Source organism: Roseicyclus sp., assembly GCF_018402035.1.
Taxonomy (GTDB): Bacteria; Pseudomonadota; Alphaproteobacteria; order Rhodobacterales; family Rhodobacteraceae; genus Roseicyclus.
This window is the reverse complement of sequence record NZ_JAGYJN010000002.1, coordinates 308393-325986: the sequence shown is the minus strand read 5'-3', so window position 1 is coordinate 325986 and position 17594 is coordinate 308393. Positions and strand designations below refer to the sequence as shown.

The following is a 17594-nucleotide window of genomic DNA, read 5'->3' as shown; positions in this document are numbered from 1 at the left end:
TCCGGGGGCTATGGTTGGGCGCAAGGCCAAGCCTTATCGCTTGCGCCGATGCACGGCCTCGCGCCAAGCCAAAAGCGCCGCGCCGCCGATGATGGTCAGCGCGCCCAGCAGGCTGACCGCGGTGGGAATGACGCCGAAGATCACCCCGTCATAGACCGCCGCAAAGACCAGCGTCAGGTAGGAAAACGGTGTGATGAAGCTGGCATCGGCGCGCGCCAAGGCATTGATGAAGAACACCTGCGCGCAGGCCATGACGCAGCCAAGCGCGATCATGCCCGCCCATTGCGCCCCCGTGGGCGGCTGCCAGACCCAGATGACCGCGCAAGCGGCGATCACAAGGCCGATGGAGTTATTGAACAACAAGATCTGGGCCGGGCGCTCGCGGCCTGAGAGCCGCTTCATAAAGATCAATTCCAACCCCAGCGCACAGGCCGCGCCAAGCGCCAAAAGCGCGCCGGTCTGCATCACCGCGCTACCGGGGCGGATCAAGATCATCGCACCGGTCAGGGCGATGGCCGCGGCCAGCCAACGCCAGCGGCCCACACGCTCACCCAAAAGCGGGATGGCGAGGATCATCGCCAGAACCGGGTTGAGAAACGAGATCGCGGTTGCATCCGAGAGCGGGATGGTGGCGGCAGCAGCGAACATCAAGGTGACACCAGCCCAGCCGCAAAAGGTGCGGATCACATGGGTTTTGACATCGGGTTTGCTGATGTGCGGGCGCAAAGCCGCGACCGTGGCCGCGATCACGACCCATGCAAAGAGAAAGCGTCCGAAACTGACCTGAAGCGGGTGCAGGGGTGGCCCCAGCGCATCGGTGCCAAGCGCCTTGGCGATCAAGGTGGTGCCTGCCAAAAGCGCCGTGGCGCAGATCATCAACGCGATTGCCCGGCCCGGTTCAGAAGGTTGCTGCGGCAGGGGCAAAGCCGCGGGCGGCACGAGCGCTTGCGGCGTCAGGGATGGCGTTTTGGGCAAAGCCTTGCGCCTTTTCGTCTTACAGCCCCAGACACCAGCGCAAGATCGCCTTTTGCGCATGCAGCCGGTTCTCGGCCTCGTCGAAGACCGCCGATTGCGGACCGTCCATCACCGCATCAGTCACCTCTTCGTTGCGATGGGCGGGCAGGCAATGCATGAACAGCGCGTCAGGCTTGGCCTGGGCCATCAGCGCTGCGTTCACCTGGTAGGGGCGCAGTTGGTTATGGCGGCGCTCGCGGGTGGTTTGGCTGTCATGCATCGACACCCAAGTATCGGTGACGACCAGATCGGCCCCCGCCACCGCGCGGGCGGGGTCGCGGATGATCTCGACGGCCGCGCCTTTGGCGCGTGCCTCCTCGAGGAAAACCCGTTCGGGATCAAGCGGCTCGGGACCGGAAAAGGTCAGGTTAAAGCCAAACTGCCCGGCGGCATGGGCAAAGCTTGCAAAGACATTATTGCCATCGCCGCACCAGACCACTTTTTTGCCCGTGATCGGGCCGCGATGTTCCTCATAGGTCTGGATATCGGCCATGATCTGGCAGGGATGGGTGCGGTTGGTCAGCCCGTTGATGACGGGAACGGTGGCATGTTCTGCCATTTCTAACAGCACATCCTCTTCATAGGTGCGCAGCATGATCAGATCGACATAGCGCGACAGCACGCGCGCGGTATCGGCGATGGTTTCACCATGGCCAAGCTGCATCTCGGAGCCGGTGAGCACCATTGTCTGCCCGCCCATCTGGCGCACGCCGACATCAAAGCTCACGCGGGTGCGGGTCGAGGGTTTCTCGAAGATCAGCGCGACCATGCGGCCTGCAAGGGGCTGGTCGTCATCGGGCGCACCCTTGGGGCGGTCTGCGCGCGCGCGCTTCATCGCGGCGGCCTGATCGATCATTGCGCGCAGATCGGTTGGGGCGGTTTTGTTGATGTCGAGGAAATGGGGCATCGGTCTGGCCTTTCGGCTAAGGGCGGAGCAAGGGGGGCTGTCTGCCCCCCTCGACCCCCCGAGAGTATTTGCAAAGCAAAGATGGGATCAGGCAGCCGCAATCTTTTGGCTGAGTGCGCTGGCAGCAGTGTCAAGTCGCGCAACGCCTTCGGCGATCTCATCCTCGGTGATGGTCAGGGCCGGCAAGATACGCACGACATTGTCGCCTGCGGGCACGGTGAGGATCTGGGCCTCGTAACCGGCGGCGACGATATCGGTGTTGAGCGCCTTGCATCTGAGCCCCAGCATCAGCCCCGCGCCGCGTACACCCTCGAAAATATCGGGATGGGCGGCGACAAGCCCTTCGAGCTTTTGGCGCAGAAAGCCTGATTTTTGGCGGACATCTTCGAGAAACCCCGGTTTGGTCATTTCATCCATCACCGCAGCCCCGACAGCACAGCCAAGCGGGTTGCCGCCATAGGTTGAGCCATGCGTGCCCGCGGTCATGCCGCGCGCGGCGTTTTCCGTCGCCAAAAGCGCGCCGATGGGATAGCCGCCGCCGATGCCCTTGGCCACCATCATGATGTCAGGTGTGACGCCTGCCCATTCATGCGCGAAGAGCCGCCCCGTACGGCCAACACCGCACTGGATCTCGTCGAAGATCAGCAAAAGCCCGTATTCATCGCACAGATCACGCAGCCCCTTGAGGCATTGATCGGGCAGGGGCCGGATGCCGCTTTCGCCTTGCACCGGTTCCACCATGATCGCCCCCACATCGGGGACGGCGGCCGCTTCGCGCAGTGCCGCGTGATCACCAAAGGGCAGTTGCCGGAAACCCGGCAAGAGCGGGCCGAACCCTTTGGTCAGCTTTTCCGAGCCCGCCGCCGAGATCGCCGCAATCGAGCGGCCGTGAAAAGCCCCCTCGAAGGTCAGGATCGTCGTACGCTCGGGCGTGTCGCTCTCGTACCAGTATTTGCGCGCCATTTTGATGGCAAGCTCGGTTGCCTCGGTACCCGAGTTGCAGAAGAACACCGTGTCGGCGAATGTGTGTTCGACCAGCCGCTCGGCCAGCGCTTCTTGCTGGGGGACCACATAGAGGTTCGAGGTATGCCACAGCGCACCCGCCTGATCCGTCAGGGCCTTGACCAGCGCCGGATGCCCATGGCCCAGCGACATGACCGCGATGCCCGAGCCGAAATCGAGAAAGCGTCGCCCATCGGCCGCGATCATCCATGCGCCTTCGCCTTTGACGAAGGAGAGTTTGGCACGGTTGTAACTGGGCAGGACGGGCGAAATCATCGCGATCTCCGTGTCTGGACTTAAAGCTCCTGCATTACGCAGGGCGTGCCCTGAGTCAATTGATGGATCGTGATGGGGTCAAGTCGGCGCGGTGATCGCTGCAGCTTCTCTGTTTCAAAAATATCCCGGGGGAGGCCGTAGGCCGGGGGCAGAGCCCCCTCTTTTCTTATGCGACCTCTGACAAGGCGACCTTGGGCATGACGCCCAGCGCGGCACAGACATCGCGCGTCAGATCGGGGGCGTTGAGGGTGTAGAAATGCAAATCCTCTACCCCGCCTGCAATCAGATCGGCGCAAAGTTCGGTGGCCAGCGCCGTCGACAAAAGCTGTTCGCGCCCGTCGCGGATGGCTTTGTCATAGGCCTCATCCAACCACGCGGGGATCGCAGTGCCGCAGCTTTGGGCGAATTTGCGCACGCCGGTCCAGCCATTGATCGGCAAGATGCCGGGGATGATCGGCGCATGGATGCCCGAGGCCGCACAAGCATCGCGGAAGCGGAAAAACGTCTCGGCCTCGAAAAAGAACTGGGTGATGGCCGAAGATGCGCCCGCGTCGATCTTGCGCTTGAGGTAATCGACGCAGTCTTGCATCGATCCCGCTTCGGGGTGGGGGTCGGGGTAGGCACCGACGCGCAGGTGAAACTTGCCCGTTTCGGCCAATGCCGCGATCAAGGCGATGGAATCGGCGAAACCATCGGGGTGGGGGGTAAAGCGGCCCTGACCTTTTGGCGGATCGCCGCGCAGCGCCACGATCTGCGTGACACCGGCGGCGGCATAGCTTTCAGCGATGGCCAGCGTCTCGGCGCGGGTCGCATCGACACAGGTCAGATGCGCCGCGACCGCGACACCGTAATTGGCATGGATCGTTTTGACCGCATCATGGGTGAGCGTGCGGGTCGTGCCGCCCGCGCCATAGGTGACCGAGACGAATTCGGGGGCAAGCGGCGCCAACACGCCCAAGGTCTCCCAGAGGCGAAAGGATGCCTCAAGCGATTTTGGCGGAAAGAACTCGAAGGAAACGCGGGGCGGGCGGGTCATGATACATCCAATGCTTGATCTCTTGGCCCATGGTGTCGCATAGAGTGGTCCTTGCGGCAAATTCATAATCTTCAAGATCAATATGAGTCTCACATGCATCTCGAGTTTCGGCACCTGCGCACCATCAAGGCTATTCACGAAGAGGGCGGGCTGGCGCGCGCCGCCGACAGGCTGCACATCACGCAAAGTGCGCTGAGCCATCAGATCAAGGGGCTGGAGGATCAGGCGGGGCTTGAGCTGTTCGTGCGCCGCTCCAAGCCGATGAAGCTCTCGCCTGCGGGGATCAAGCTTTTGCGGCTGGCCGAAGAGGTTTTGCCGCGCATCGCGGCGCTGGAAGATGAGTTCGACAATCTGCGCAAGGGCAAATCGGGCCGCCTGCATATCGCGATTGAATGCCATGCCTGTTTCGATTGGCTTTTGCCGGTGCTTGATGCGTTTCGCGTGGGCTGGCCCGATATCGATGTCGATATCCGCCCCGGCCTGCAATTCGAGGCGCTGCCCGCGCTTTTGCGCGAAGAGGTGGATCTGGTCGTCTCTTCCGACCCTGAGAACTTGCCCGGTGTCGATTTCACGCCGCTGTTTGATTATGAGCCGGTTTTCGTGTGCGCCGCCGATCATCCGCTGGCGGCCAAACCCTTTATCGAGGCGGCTGATTTCGCCGATCAAGCGTTGATCACCTATCCGGTCGAGCGCGCGCGGCTTGATGTGTTCAGCCAGCTTTTGTTCGCCGCCGGGGTCGAGCCGAAATCGATCCGACAGGTGGAGTTATCGGCGGTGATCTTGCTCTTGGTCGCCTCGGGGCGTGGGGTGGCGGTGTTGCCGGATTGGGTGGTGCGCGATCATGCCAAGCATCCCTCGCTGGTGACGCGGCGGTTGACTGAGAAGGGGATCACGCGGCGGCTATACGGGGCGACGCGGGCGGCTGATACGGCCAAGCCCTTCATGGCGCAGATGCTCAAGCTGAGCCGCAGTGAACCGCCCAAGCTGCAACGCAGATGAGCCGCCATCCCTTTCTTGACCGTCAATGAGCCGGACCAGATGGCGCGTCTGCTTGATCTTGGGGTGGGGGCGATCATGACGGACAGGCCGCGTGTGCTGCGCGATTTGCTGCAAGCGCGCGGTCAATGGCCGGGCGATCCGTCGCGGGCGTAAGGCGGCTGTGATCTAGCGGCTTGGCATTCCCCGACACGGCGCTTATACGCGCGGCTTGTCTGCGACGGAGAGACCAGCATGCAAGGCAGCGCCAATCTCAACATCATGCTCAAGGCTGCCCGCAAGGCGGGGCGCAGCCTCGTCAAGGATTTCCGCGAGGTGGAGAATCTTCAGGTCTCGTCCAAGGGGCCGGGCGATTTCGTCAGCCGTGCGGATCGCGCCGCCGAAGAGATCCTCAAGACCGAGTTGATGACCGCGCGCCCCAATTACGGCTTTCTGGGCGAGGAAGGCACGTTGATCGAAGGCACCGACCCGACGCGGCGCTGGATCGTTGATCCGCTTGATGGCACGACGAACTTCTTGCACGGCATGCCGCATTGGGCGGTATCCATCGCGCTGGAGCATAAGGGCGAGATCGTGGCGGGCGTGGTCTATGATCCTGCCAAGGACGAGATGTTTTATGCCGAGAAAGGCGCGGGCTGCTGGCTGAACGACAGCCAGCGCTTGCGCGTCTCGGGTCGCAACAAGATGATCGAATGCGTCTTTGCCACCGGCGTGCCTTTTGGTGGGGCGAAATACCTGCCTGCGACGCTGCAAGATCTGGCCCGGTTGATGCCCGCTTGCGCTGGTGTGCGGCGCTGGGGGGCGGCAGCGCTGGATTTGGCCTATGTCGCGGCGGGCCGTTACGATGGCTACTGGGAACGCGGGCTGAATGCGTGGGATATTGCCGCCGGTATCTTGCTGGTGCGCGAGGCAGGCGGTCTGGTCCAGCCGATCCGCGAGGGTCAGGATATGCTGACCGATGGCCAGCTTGTCGCCGCATCCGAGCCGATCTTTGACAATTTTGCCGCGATTATCCGCGACCGCACTTAGGCGCGGGCCGGGATGAGTTGCTGGGCGATGCCTGCCAGAACCAGATAGACAGAACAAACCGTCACAACCACGGTCAAGGCCGGGTTATCGGCAAAACCCGATAAAGCCGCCAAGGCGATGGACCCTGTCCAGAGGAGCGCCACCGGCAGTGTCAGCCACCGCCAGCGCGCGGTGCGCACGGGATGGACGAATTTCAGGTTCAGAAATTGCGCCACGCACAAGACCACGACAAGGCCCAAGATCACCTCCCACGGGGGGACGATCACCAAAAGGGCCAGCGCAACCATGTTCCAGCAGGCGGGAAAGCCACGAAAGCTTTTGTCTTCGGTCTTCATCCGCGTGTCGGAGAAATAGAGCGCTGAGGCGAAGGGGATCAGCAAGACCACGATCCAGCCTGACCAGCCGGGCAAGAGGCCCGAGCCATAAAGCGCATAGGCCGGGATCATCACATAAGTCAGAAAATCGACGATCAGGTCCAACAGCACCCCGTCGATGATCGGCGCATTCTCGGTCACCGCGTAGCGGCGTGCCAGCGGCCCGTCGATGCCGTCGACCACAAAGGCCACGGTCAACCAGATGGTCATCATCGCCCAATCTTGCTGCGCTGCTTCCAGCAAGGCGAGCATCGCAAGCGATGCGCCGAGGGCGGTGAAGAGATGAACGCTATAGGCCCGAATTCGCATGCATGTCAGATGACGGGTTCCGCGCGGCTTGGCAACCAAAGATGTGACAGTTTCATGACGCTACGCCTTGGGGTGGGCGGCGGCATAAACTTCGAGCAGGCGGGCAGTATCGACCGCCGTATAGGCCTGTGTCGTCGAAAGCGAGGCATGGCCCAGCAATTCTTGGATCGCCCGCAGATCGCCGCCCGCATCAAGCAGATGGGTGGCAAAGCTATGGCGCAGCGCATGTGGTGTGGCCGTCGCCGGCAGGCCAAGCTGCATGCGCACCTGCTCCATCACACCTGCCACAAGCCGCGGGTTCAGCGGGCCGCCGCGGATACCGCGAAACAGCGGCGCGCCGGGGTTGAGTTGATGGGGGCAAAGGGCGCGATAACGTGCGACGGCGGCGATGGTGGCGGGCAGCACTGGCACCTCGCGCTCTTTGCCGCCCTTGCCGCGAATGCGCAGCGTGTCGGACAAAGGGAAGACCCCGGCATCAAGGCCCAAGGCCTCGGACCGGCGTAGGCCGCAGCCATAGAGCAGCATCATGATGGCGACATCGCGCGCGGCCACCCAATCGCGCGCGTCATTCTCGCCCACGGCTGCGATCAGCGCCTTGGCCCCATCGACCGAAAGCGGGCGGGGCAGGCGGCGGCCATGCTTGGGGCTGCGCATCGACAAGATTGTTGTCGCATCGAAACCGTCGCGCTCAGACCACCAGCGGAAAAAGGATTTCACCGCCGAAAGCCGTCGCGCAAGCGAGCGAGAGCCAACGCCGCGCCCACGCTGCTCGGCCATCCAAGCGCGCATGTCGCCCAGCGACAGATCACGCAGCATCGCGGGGCTGAGGATATCGCCCGCATGCTGTGCCTGAAAATTCAAAAAATCGGTCAGGTCGCGCCCATAGGCGTCGATCGTGGTGTCGGCGCGGTTTGCCAAGCTGCCCAGTTGGCTCAGCCAGTTTTCCAACAGGTCGCGCACTGCGGGGCTGAGCGCGAGGGTCATGGTGATTTATCCCAGCCAGCGCCGCATCTGACGCTCGAACACACCGGCGAAAAAGGTCAACAGATCGGTGCCTTGGCTTGGCCGGAATTGGTGTGGGTCTTCGGCCCCCATGATCAACATCGCAGGCAAGCGCCCCTCGCCCAGATCGAGCAGCAAGAGCGCCTCGGATTTGATCCAAGCGGCGTCTGCGCCAAAGATCAGGGTGCTGCCATCGCCCACTTGGCGCAGCGTCACCTGACGATGCGGCACGGCGCGGCCCGATGTGATGTAGCTTTCGATAAAGCCCGGTGCCACGATGGTCAGCACATCCTCGAGCTTTTGGACATGTGGCGCGGCGGTTGCTGTTGCCTCGGCGCTTTCGAGAACCAACCTGATACGATCCACGCGCAGGGTGCTGGCGACATCGGTCCCCAGCGCCTTGAGGAAGGTTTCGAAATCGGGCTGGTCAAGCAGCTTGAGAATCGCGCGGTGGATCTGGTTGGTGCCAGCCAGATTCTCATAAGCCGCCGCGATGACCGAACGGTGGGTATCTTCCAACCGATCCAGACGGTTTTCCAACCGCTCCATCGCGATGCCGCGCATATCGACGATATTGCCGCCCATCTGCCGGTCATTGGCCGCGATGAGCGCGCGCATCAGGTCGCGGTCATCAAGGATCAGGTCCGGGTCCGCAATGGCCCGGGCCCGCCAGTCTTCGGCACCATGGGAGGACAGATCGTCGGCTTCAACGCTGCTCACGGGGATGGCCTCATCGTTTTGTTATCGTTGCGCCCGGACCTTACAGCAAAGTCACAGGATTTTCTGCCCTGTTTTTGCCCAATCCTGCAAAAAGGCGTCCAGCCCCTTATCGGTCAAGATGTGATTTGCCATGGATTTGATCACGGCGGGTGGCGCTGTTGCCACATCCGCGCCCAAAAGAGCGGCCTCTTTCATGTGGTTCACGGTGCGGATCGAGGCGGTAAGGATCTCGGTCGGGAAATCGTAATTGTCATAGATCTGGCGGATCTCGGCGATCAGTTCCATGCCGTCGATATTGATATCATCGAGGCGTCCGACGAAGGGCGAGATGAATGTCGCCCCCGCCTTGGCGGCTAAAAGCGCCTGATTGGCGGAGAAGCACAGCGTGACATTGACCATGCGGCCCTCGCCCGTCAGCACCTTGCAGGCTTTCAGCCCTTCCCATGTCAGCGGCACCTTGATCGCGATATTGTCGGCGATGCGGGCCAACTCGCGCCCCTCGGCGATCATGCCTGCGGCGTCGAGCGCGACGGTTTCTGCCGATACCGGCTTGCCGGGGATCATTGCGCAGATCTCGGCGGTCACGTCTTTGATGTCACGGCCTGACTTGGCGATGATCGAGGGGTTGGTGGTCACCCCATCGACCATGCCCAGATCGTTCAACTCACGGATTGCGGCGACATCGGCGGTATCCACAAAGAATTTCATGGCGGCCCTTCCTTTCTGGCGGAGGTCATGGTGTGTTGAGAGGCTTCTAACGCAGCGACCCCCGGGCGGGAAGGCATGACCGACAGCTATTTCGAGGAAGGCACCCTTGTCGGTGTCCTCACGCCCGAGCCGATTGACCGGGTGCTGGATTACCGTGCGCCGCAGGGGGGCTGTTTCTTGGGCGCATTTGTCGAGGTGCCGCTTGGGCCGCGCAAGGTGTTGGGCGTGGTCTGGGGGCCGGGTCGCGGCGATTGGGATGCGGCCAAGATCCGTGCCATCGCCCGCGTGCTTGACGCCGCCCCCATGCGCGAGGAGTTGCGGGTTTTCCTTGAAAAAGCAGGGGCCTATACGCTTACGCCCTTGTCGCAGATGTTGCGGCTGGCCACACGGGTGCCGGGGCTGTCCGACCCCCCATCGATGCGCAAGATTTACCGCTTGGGCCAAGCCCAGCCCGACCGCATGACTGATGCGCGCGCGCGCGTCATCGCTACGCTGGTCGAATATGGCGGGCTTGGCTTTACGCTGAAAGAATTGGCCGATTTGGCGGGTGTCACCGCCTCGGTCGTCAAGGGCTTGGCCGCCCAAGGTGCGGTGGTCGAGATTGACACGCCGCGCGATGCGCCCTTTTTGCCACTCGATCCCGAACGGCCCGGCAAGCCCCTGACCGAGGATCAACAGGCCGCCGCAGATGCGCTGCGTCTGGCCGTGCGAAGCGGTCGCTACGGCACCACGCTGCTCAAAGGTGTGACAGGCTCAGGCAAGACCGAGGTTTATCTTGAGGCGGTGGCCGATTGCTTGCGGGCGGGGCGGCAGGCGCTGGTGCTTTTGCCCGAGATCGCGCTGACCTCGGAATTCCTGCACCGGGTCGAGGCGCGGTTTGGCGCAAAGCCCGCCGAATGGCATTCAGGCGTCACCATGACCGAACGCCGCCGGGCGTGGCGTATGATCGGACAAGGCGAGGCGCAGTTGATCGTCGGCGCGCGCTCGGCGCTGTTTTTGCCTTTCCGCGATCTGGGGCTGATCGTGGTCGATGAAGAACATGACAGCTCTTATAAGCAAGAGGAGGGCGCGCTTTACAATGCGCGCGATATGACGGTGCTGCGCGCCTCGCTCAACAGCGCGCAGGTGGTGTTGGCATCCGCCACGCCATCGCTGGAAAGCTGGGCTAATGCGCAGGCGGGCAAATACACGCGCCTTGATCTGCGCGCGCGCTTTGGTGCGGCGGTCTTGCCACAGATGCGCGCCATCGACATGCGGGCCGAGAATTTGCCGGGGCAGGCGTGGGTTTCACCCACCCTACAGGCCGAGGTGCGCGCGCGGCTGGAGCGCGGCGAGCAGGCGCTGTTGTTTCTCAACCGTCGCGGCTATGCGCCGGTCACGCTCTGTCGGGCCTGCGGGGTGCAGGTGGGCTGCGATCACTGCGATGCGCGCATGGTCGAGCATCGTTTTCAAAAGCGGCTGGTCTGTCATCAATGCGGCGAGACAAAACCCCTGCCCGAGACTTGCCCATCTTGTGGTGTGACCGGCAAGATGGCCGCCATCGGGCCGGGGGTCGAGCGCATCGCCGAAGAAGCCGCGCGGGTTTTCCCGGATGCCAAGCTGGCGATCCTGTCATCCGATCTGTTCGGCTCTGCCCGCGCGCTGAAGGCGCAGATCGAAGAGATCGCTTGTGGCCAGACCGATATCATCATCGGCACCCAGCTTGTGGCCAAGGGGCATAATTTCCCGCGCCTGACGCTGGTCGGCGTGATCGATGCCGATCTGGGGCTGCAGGGCAGCGATCTGCGCGCAGCCGAGCGGACCTTTCAGTTGATGCGGCAGGTCTCGGGTCGGGCCGGGCGGGCCGAGGCGCCGGGGCTGGCGCTGTTGCAAAGTTTCCAACCCGAACACCCGGTGATCCGTGCGATCCTGTCAGGCGATGAGGAAGGGTTTTGGCGCGCCGAGGCCGCCGAGCGCGAGGCAACAGGCATGCCCCCATATGGGCGGCTCGCAGGTGTCATCATCTCGGGTGATGATGCCACGGCGGCCTTTGATCTGGGCACAAGGCTTGCGCGCAATGATGGCGCGCTGCGCGCGGTCGGTGCCATGGTCTATGGGCCGGCACCTGCACCCATCGCGCGGGTGCGCGGTCGCCACCGGGTGCGGCTTTTGGTCAAGGCCCCCAAGGGCGCGGCGCTGCAAGCGGCCATTGCGCAATGGATTGCGCCAATCAGGCAAAGCGCCAAGCTGCGACTGGCGGTCGATATCGACCCGCAAAGCTTTTACTGATTGCGGTTTTCATATCCCGCGAAGCCCGCTAGAGAATTTCGGCAACAACCCAAGCCCGGTGCATCCCATGTCCGCCCCGATCCGCCCACAACCCGGTATCCTTGAGATCGCGCTGTATCAGGGCGGGCAATCGGCATTGGCGGGCCATGCCGAACCGCTGAAGCTGAGTTCCAACGAAAACCCCTTTGGCCCATCGCCCAAGGCCGTGGCGGCCATGGCGGGGGCGCTGGGCGACAGCCATCGCTACCCATCGACCGATCATGGCACCTTGCGCGCAGCGATTGCGGCGGTCGAGGGATTGGATGCGGATCGGATCATCTGTGGCGTGGGTTCCGATGAGATCATCCATTTCCTGTGCCAAGCCTATGCCGGGCCGGGGCTGGAGGTGATGCATACCGAGCATGGCTTTGCCATGTACCGCATCAGCGCGCTGGCCGCGGGTGCCACGCCCGTCGAGGTGCCGGAACGCGAGCGCATCGTCGATGTTGATGCAATCCTCGATCGTGCCGGGCCGGATACGGCGCTGGTCTTTATCGCCAACCCCGCCAATCCCACGGCGACCTTTTTGGGCATGGATCAGATCACGCGGCTGGCCGATGGGCTGCCGGAAAGCTGTATCTTGGTGCTCGACGGAGCCTATGCAGAATTCGTTGATGGCTATGATGGCGGTGCGGCGCTTGCAGGCAGCCGCGCCAATGTCATGATGACGCGGACCTTTTCCAAGGCTTACGGCTTGGGCGGGCTGCGTGTGGGCTATGGCTATGGCCCGCGCGCGATCATCGATGTACTGAACCGTATTCGCGGCCCCTTCAACCTGTCGGGTGTGGCGCTTGCGGGTGCGGAGGCCGCGATTGGTGATCGCGCATGGGTGGCCGAATGTCTGCGCGTCAATGCCGACGAACGTGCGCGGCTGGTGGGTGGTTTGCGCCAGTTGGGCATCGCTTGTGATGACAGCCACGCCAATTTCGTGCTGGCCCGTTTCGCCGATGAGGGTACGGCGCTGGGCGCTGATGCGTATTTGAAGGGGCAAGGGATCATCGTGCGTCATCCCAAGAACTACGGCTTTGCCAATGCGCTGCGTATCACTGTTGGGCAGGTGGCCGATAATGATCGCGTCTTGGCGGCATTGGCCGCATTCAGGGGCGCGGTATGAGCGTGATCTACACCCGCGTCGCGCTGATCGGTCTGGGCTTGATCGCGGGCTCGATGGCCCATGCCATGCGGCGCGCAGGGCTTGCGGGTGAGATCGTGGGCACTGCACGCTCGGCCGAAACCCGCGCCATCGCGGCCGAGATTGGGTTATGTGATCGTATCGCTGAGACGGCGGCTGAGGCTGTCAAAGGTGCCGATCTGGTCGTGCTCTGCGTGCCGCCCGGTGCCATGGGCGCGGTCGCGGCTGAAATCGCGCCGCATTTGGCGCAAGGGGCGACTGTCAGCGATGTGGGTTCGGTCAAGCGCGATGTGATCACGCAAGTCGGCCCCCATATCCCGGCAGGCGTGCATTTCGTGCCAGCGCACCCTTTGGCGGGGACCGAGCATTCCGGGCCGCGCGCAGGTTTTGCCGAGTTATTCGACAACCGCTATGTGCTGCTCACACCCGAGGCAGATACCGATCCCGCAGCCACCGCCAAGCTGCGTGCATTTTGGGAAGGTTGCGGCGCGCGCGTCGAGGAGATGGACGCCGATCACCATGATCTGGTCTTGGCCGTGACCAGCCATACACCGCATTTGATCGCCTATACGATGGTGGGCGTGGCCGATGATTTGCGCCGCGTGACCGATAGCGAAGTGATCAAGTATTCCGCCGCGGGGTTCCGCGATTTTACCCGGATTGCGGCCAGCGATCCGACCATGTGGCGGGATGTGTTCCTGACCAACAAAGAGGCGACCCTTGAGATTTTGGGTCGCTTCACCGAAGAATTGTTCGCCCTTCAACGCGCCATCCGGCGTGGGGATGGCGATCACCTTCATGCGTATTTTACCCGTACTCGCGCTATTCGTCGCGGCATTATCGAGGCAGGTCAGGATACGGACGCCCCCGATTTCGGGCGTGTGAAGGTAAAACGCGAAACCCTCGAAAAGTGAGGCGGTTGGCAAGATACGCAGCGCTCGCGCTTGCGGTCTTGGTGGCACATCCGTTGATGGCCAATGCACCTGATCGGTCGCCCCGCCCTGAATTACGCCCTGGTGTTGGCGCGGGCATGTCCGTTGGTGTTGCGCCTGCGCAAAGCCCCGCGTTGGCGCGTATTGCCGTGCTGGCCGGGGCCAATGCGCCGGGACGCTCGATCAGGCCGTTTGTGCGGCCAACCCAAGCTCAGCCGCAGCGCATGCCCCCAAGGGTGGTCGCGGGTGCCACGGCGCTGGCCGTTGCGCGGTCATTGCGCCCCAACCTGCGCCCATCGGGCCTTGCGCGTCCAAGCGCGGCCGCGGCCTCGGCCTCGGTGGTGGCGAGCGTCCAGCGCGGGCGGCTTTGCGGTCAGCGCGGTCTGGTCGGCGATAGGCTTGCGCCGATCCGGGCAACGCGAAATGGGTGCGGGATCGCCGAACCCATCCGCCTGCGCGAGGTTGATGGCATCACGCTCAGCACACCCGCGACGCTGAACTGCGAGACGGCGCGCGCGTTGCAACAATGGGTGCGCCAAAGTCTTGTCCCCGATGTGGGCCGCTATGGTGGCGGCGTGCGGTCGCTGCGCGTGGTGGCCTCTTACGCCTGCCGGACACGCAACAACCAAGCCGGCGCGCGGATATCCGAGCATGGGCGCGGCAATGCCATCGACATCACGGGCATCGGGCTGGCCGATGGCAGCGAGTTGACGGTGCTCAGCGATTGGCGCACGCGGCGCGAGGGGCGGATTTTGCGCGACCTGCATCGCGGGGCCTGTGGGCCCTTTGGCACGGTGCTGGGGCCGGAGTCTGACCGCTTTCATCGCGACCATTTTCATTTCGACGTTGCGCGCCATCGCGGCGGGGCGTTTTGCCGTTAGGGCAGGACGGCGAGGGTGGGGGCGGAAATCTCGAGATTTCCCGTGGCTGGCGCCTGCGGCGCGTGCGCCTAGCGGAGCCTGATCCTTGGCCCTTCACCCACGGGCAGGGGGCCGAGAAACACGAACCCCTGATCGAACCGCAAGTTGACATCAAGGTCTTCGCGCCGCCCCGACAACCCCGCTAAGAAGCCAAGCGCGCTTTCGACCGTCGGGCGCAACCCCGGCGGCAAGAGCCCGGCGCGCTCGGCCATGGCCAGCATTTCGGGCCAATTCTGCGCCCGGATCGCGACCTCGCCCGTGGGGCGCCCCTCGGCGTCGATATCGAGCGTGCCGGACAGGCGCAGCATCAAAGCGCCCCATTCGGCGCGCGCCTCGGACAGGGCGATGCGGGTGGGTTGTGGGCGGATATCCTCGATCGCGCCGATATCCCATGGGCGGTCGAAATCGACCACTGCGGCGGCGCTGACCACAGGGATCGCTGGGGGTAACACGCCCGCCGGATCGAGCAGCTTTGCCACCTGTTCGGCAGGCACCAGATCGCTGGCCGAAAACCGCATATCATAGCGCGCCTCGGTCCCGGTTTGCCGGATCATGTCGATCTGACCTTGGGCAAGTTGGCTTTGCCAGCCAAGCGAGCTGGTGATGGCAAGCCCCTGCATCCGGGTTTGCGATGCGTCGAGCGCCATGCGCGCGCTGGGCCTGACATCAAGGGTGGAGGAAAGCGTATCAGCGCTGATCGTCAGCCGCTCATCGGGTGAGGCGATCATATGGCTTTGGGGCCAGATTGCCGTAATCTGCGACAGATCCCATGACGGGTAGCGCAGGGTGAAATCGGGGGCCGTCCATGCCAGCCCGGTTGCGGGATCGGCCAGCATGACCCCTGTCAGCCGCGTCTCGAAGGATAGGGGAAAGCCGGTGACGGTGACATCATCGGCTGTAACCTGCCAGCCCTCGGCCAAGCGCGCGGCGAACCAGCTTTCGATTGCGTGTTTGCTGAATGCGGCCCAACCGAACCAAGCGGCTACGCAAAGCGTGCCGATGACCGCCAAAATGCCCAAAATCCGCTTCATGCACCACCTACCGCCGCTGCGCCGCTTTGGGTATAGCCGCGCCGAGTGCTGCTGACCATGCGGGAGAATGCGGGCATGAAGGATCTTTGGGTTTTCGGCTATGGCTCGCTTTTGTGGAACCCCGGTTTTGCCGTGGCCGAAACACGCCAAGCCTGCCTGCATGGCTGGCGGCGGAGCTTTTGCATGACCTCGATCCATCATCGCGGCACGGTTGACGCGCCGGGTTTGGTGCTGGCGCTTGATCGGGCCGATGGCGCGCTGTGCCACGGCGTGGCCTTCCGCGTGGCTGGTTGCGATGCGGCGGCGACCTTGGGCTATTTGCGGGCGCGTGAACTGGTCTCATCCGCTTATCTGGAAACCCGCCAAAGCGTGACCTTGGATTGCGGCCAGATCTTGGATGATGTGCTGACCTATGTGATCGATCCCTTGCACGAGCAATACTGCATCTGGCCGCTTGAGGCGCAGGCCCAGATCATCGCCCATGCCATCGGTGGGCGCGGGCCGAATGATGAATATCTGGAGAATACTGCCCATCATCTGCACCTTTTGGGTCTGCCCGATCCGGATTTGGATTGGCTCGTTGCGCGTGTGCGCCAGATCAAGGCCAGTTAGGCGTGTCATGCATTGGCATATCGCGCCCGTCGCTGTAGATTGCCCGAGCACAGAAAGAACTGGGCCGGAGCCATGGCGAGCAGAGAAGACATAGGCGCAGAAAAGCGGCTTACCCATATCACGCGACCGACGCGCCAGATCGTTTTGATGGTCATCATCTGCGCGGCGGTCATCGCGGGTGGCGTGGTGATTTGGCCTGCGGTGCAGCCGGTCTTCTTGGCATCACCCGTGCTCAACGGCACGATTGGTGTCGTCTTCGTGGTGGGCGTTCTTGCCTGCTATATGCAGGTGTTTCAGCTTTTCTCTTCGATCACATGGATCGAGGCGATCGCGGGCAATGCCCCGCAAGATGCGACCGAGCGGCCACCGCGCCTGCTTGCGGCGATGACCGGGATTGCGCGGGTGCGGGGGCGGGCGATGCAGGTCACCGGACCTGCGGCGCGCTCGATCCTTGATTCCGTCGGATCGCGGATGGAAGAAAGCCGCGACATCACGCGCTATATTGCCAATCTGCTGATTTTCCTTGGTCTTTTGGGCACGTTCTTTGGTCTGGCGACCACGGTGCCAGCGGTTGTCGATACGATCCGCTCGCTTCAGCCGACCGAGGGCGAGGAAGGCATGGCCGTTTTCGGGCGGCTGATGGATGGGCTTGAGGATCAGTTGGGCGGCATGGGCACGGCTTTTGCCTCGTCGCTCTTGGGGCTTGCGGGCTCGCTTGTGGTGGGGCTGCTTGAGCTTTACGCAGGTCACGGCCAGAACCGCTTTTACCGCGAGTTGGAGGAATGGCTGGCCTCGATCACGCGGGTCAGCCTTGCAAGCAGCGAGGGTGAGGGTGGCGTTGATCGCAGCGCGATTGCCACGGTCCTTGATCACATGGTCGATCAGGTCGAAACCCTGCAATCGCTTTTCGCCCAATCCGAGGCGCGCCGCGCCGAGACAGAAGGGCGGATGCTGCAACTGGCCGGTGCGATCGAGGGGTTGGCGGGCCAGTTCGGACAGGCCCCCTTTGCCGCGACCGAACGGCTGGCTGCCGGTCAAGAACAACTGGTCGAGGTTTTGGCCGCGATGCAAAGCAAGCCCGCCATAGACGAGGAAAGCCGCGCACGCCTACGCTCGATCGATGTGCAATTGCTCAAGATCTACGAAGATCTTGGCACGACGCGCGACGCCGAGATTTTGCTGTTGCGCCGCGACATCACCGATTTGACGCAAGCCTTGCGTGATCTGGTCGCGGCTGCGCGCGCACCTGCCCGCCAGCCGCGCGGCCCAAGCGGGGGCTGAGCGGTC

The 17594-nt window shown here is 63.2% G+C and carries 17 protein-coding genes; 8 read left to right on the top strand and 9 right to left on the bottom strand.

What is annotated here, in order from left to right:
* Positions 1–33: 33 nt before the first annotated feature.
* The 4 genes from KG698_RS05740 to metF all read right to left on the bottom strand — a co-directional run bounded on the left by KG698_RS05740 (position 34) and on the right by metF (position 4235).
* Entirely contained in the window at positions 34–876 is an 843-nt protein-coding gene (locus KG698_RS05740) for a DMT family transporter (RefSeq protein WP_300983009.1), read from the bottom strand.
* 118 nt (positions 877–994) lie between these two features.
* The gene (gene argF, locus KG698_RS05735; protein WP_213684589.1) at positions 995–1921 is read right to left on the bottom strand and encodes an ornithine carbamoyltransferase; all 927 of its coding nucleotides are present in this window, start codon (positions 1919–1921) and stop codon (positions 995–997) included.
* Between the two features lie 87 nt (positions 1922–2008).
* Entirely contained in the window at positions 2009–3199 is a 1191-nt protein-coding gene (locus tag KG698_RS05730; protein WP_213684588.1) for an aspartate aminotransferase family protein, read from the bottom strand.
* Positions 3200–3365: 166 nt separating this feature from the next.
* On the bottom strand, positions 3366–4235 hold the full coding sequence (gene metF / locus KG698_RS05725) for a methylenetetrahydrofolate reductase [NAD(P)H] (protein WP_213684587.1): 870 nt from the start codon (positions 4233–4235) through the stop codon (positions 3366–3368).
* A gap of 93 nt (positions 4236–4328) precedes the next feature.
* On the opposite strand from metF, the gene KG698_RS05720 reads away from it, so the two are divergent.
* Complete coding sequence (locus tag KG698_RS05720) at positions 4329–5234, top strand: LysR family transcriptional regulator (protein ID WP_213684586.1); 906 nt, start codon at positions 4329–4331, stop codon at positions 5232–5234.
* A gap of 231 nt (positions 5235–5465) precedes the next feature.
* Entirely contained in the window at positions 5466–6260 is a 795-nt protein-coding gene (locus KG698_RS05715) for an inositol monophosphatase family protein (RefSeq protein WP_213684585.1), read from the top strand.
* Here the strand turns inward: KG698_RS05715 and KG698_RS05710 are convergent.
* The 4 genes from KG698_RS05710 to fsa form a co-directional block, all read right to left on the bottom strand.
* The gene (locus KG698_RS05710) at positions 6257–6943 is read right to left on the bottom strand and encodes a CDP-alcohol phosphatidyltransferase family protein (protein WP_213684584.1); all 687 of its coding nucleotides are present in this window, start codon (positions 6941–6943) and stop codon (positions 6257–6259) included. The genes KG698_RS05715 and KG698_RS05710 overlap by 4 nt on opposite strands.
* Positions 6944–7003: 60 nt before the next feature.
* Positions 7004–7927: a tyrosine recombinase XerC gene (locus tag KG698_RS05705; RefSeq protein WP_213684583.1), complete on the bottom strand. Its 924-nt coding sequence runs from the start codon at positions 7925–7927 to the stop codon at positions 7004–7006.
* Positions 7928–7933: 6 nt separating this feature from the next.
* Entirely contained in the window at positions 7934–8641 is a 708-nt protein-coding gene (locus KG698_RS05700; protein WP_300983007.1) for a DUF484 family protein, read from the bottom strand.
* Between the two features lie 75 nt (positions 8642–8716).
* Positions 8717–9373 carry a fructose-6-phosphate aldolase gene (gene fsa / locus KG698_RS05695; RefSeq protein ID WP_213684582.1) on the bottom strand — a complete coding sequence of 219 codons (657 nt, stop codon included), beginning with the start codon at positions 9371–9373 and terminating at the stop codon, positions 8717–8719.
* 75 nt (positions 9374–9448) lie between these two features.
* Here fsa and KG698_RS05690 point away from each other — a divergent pair, with 75 nt between their 5' ends.
* The 4 genes from KG698_RS05690 (at position 9449) to KG698_RS05675 (ending at position 14625) form a co-directional block, all read left to right on the top strand.
* Positions 9449–11641: a primosomal protein N' gene (locus KG698_RS05690; protein WP_213684581.1), complete on the top strand. Its 2193-nt coding sequence runs from the start codon at positions 9449–9451 to the stop codon at positions 11639–11641.
* A 67-nt stretch (positions 11642–11708) separates the two neighbouring features.
* A complete protein-coding gene (hisC, locus tag KG698_RS05685; protein WP_213684580.1) occupies positions 11709–12794 on the top strand; it encodes a histidinol-phosphate transaminase in 1086 nt (361 codons plus the stop codon).
* Positions 12791–13726 (top strand): prephenate/arogenate dehydrogenase family protein, encoded by a 936-nt coding sequence (locus KG698_RS05680; RefSeq protein ID WP_213684579.1) that lies wholly within the window; start codon positions 12791–12793, stop codon positions 13724–13726. Before hisC ends, KG698_RS05680 begins: the two co-directional genes overlap by 4 nt.
* Before the next feature lie 41 nt (positions 13727–13767).
* Positions 13768–14625, top strand: a complete 858-nt coding sequence (locus KG698_RS05675; protein WP_367114045.1) for an extensin family protein — start codon at positions 13768–13770, stop codon at positions 14623–14625.
* Between the two features lie 68 nt (positions 14626–14693).
* On the opposite strand, the gene KG698_RS05670 is transcribed toward KG698_RS05675, so the two are convergent.
* Entirely contained in the window at positions 14694–15695 is a 1002-nt protein-coding gene (locus tag KG698_RS05670) for a DUF2125 domain-containing protein (protein WP_213684578.1), read from the bottom strand.
* 75 nt (positions 15696–15770) lie between these two features.
* Here KG698_RS05670 and KG698_RS05665 point away from each other — a divergent pair, with 75 nt between their 5' ends.
* Positions 15771–16307 carry a gamma-glutamylcyclotransferase gene (locus tag KG698_RS05665; RefSeq protein WP_213684577.1) on the top strand — a complete coding sequence of 179 codons (537 nt, stop codon included), beginning with the start codon at positions 15771–15773 and terminating at the stop codon, positions 16305–16307.
* Between the two features lie 72 nt (positions 16308–16379).
* Positions 16380–17588 carry a biopolymer transporter ExbB gene (locus KG698_RS05660; RefSeq protein ID WP_213684576.1) on the top strand — a complete coding sequence of 403 codons (1209 nt, stop codon included), beginning with the start codon at positions 16380–16382 and terminating at the stop codon, positions 17586–17588.
* Positions 17589–17594 lie beyond the last annotated feature (6 nt).

Coding starts and splice junctions, on each gene's coding strand:
- metF (WP_213684587.1), bottom strand. CDS start 4,235: ATGACCCGCCCGCCCCGCGTTTCCTTCGAGTTCTTTCCGCCAAAATCG.
- argF (WP_213684589.1), bottom strand. CDS start 1,921: ATGCCCCATTTCCTCGACATCAACAAAACCGCCCCAACCGATCTGCGC.
- KG698_RS05720 (WP_213684586.1), top strand. CDS start 4,329: ATGCATCTCGAGTTTCGGCACCTGCGCACCATCAAGGCTATTCACGAA.
- KG698_RS05715 (WP_213684585.1), top strand. CDS start 5,466: ATGCAAGGCAGCGCCAATCTCAACATCATGCTCAAGGCTGCCCGCAAG.
- KG698_RS05690 (WP_213684581.1), top strand. CDS start 9,449: ATGACCGACAGCTATTTCGAGGAAGGCACCCTTGTCGGTGTCCTCACG.
- hisC (WP_213684580.1), top strand. CDS start 11,709: ATGTCCGCCCCGATCCGCCCACAACCCGGTATCCTTGAGATCGCGCTG.
- KG698_RS05660 (WP_213684576.1), top strand. CDS start 16,380: ATGGCGAGCAGAGAAGACATAGGCGCAGAAAAGCGGCTTACCCATATC.
- KG698_RS05705 (WP_213684583.1), bottom strand. CDS start 7,927: ATGACCCTCGCGCTCAGCCCCGCAGTGCGCGACCTGTTGGAAAACTGG.
- KG698_RS05730 (WP_213684588.1), bottom strand. CDS start 3,199: ATGATTTCGCCCGTCCTGCCCAGTTACAACCGTGCCAAACTCTCCTTC.
- KG698_RS05670 (WP_213684578.1), bottom strand. CDS start 15,695: ATGAAGCGGATTTTGGGCATTTTGGCGGTCATCGGCACGCTTTGCGTA.
- KG698_RS05710 (WP_213684584.1), bottom strand. CDS start 6,943: ATGCGAATTCGGGCCTATAGCGTTCATCTCTTCACCGCCCTCGGCGCA.
- fsa (WP_213684582.1), bottom strand. CDS start 9,373: ATGAAATTCTTTGTGGATACCGCCGATGTCGCCGCAATCCGTGAGTTG.
- KG698_RS05740 (WP_300983009.1), bottom strand. CDS start 876: ATGATCTGCGCCACGGCGCTTTTGGCAGGCACCACCTTGATCGCCAAG.
- KG698_RS05680 (WP_213684579.1), top strand. CDS start 12,791: ATGAGCGTGATCTACACCCGCGTCGCGCTGATCGGTCTGGGCTTGATC.
- KG698_RS05665 (WP_213684577.1), top strand. CDS start 15,771: ATGAAGGATCTTTGGGTTTTCGGCTATGGCTCGCTTTTGTGGAACCCC.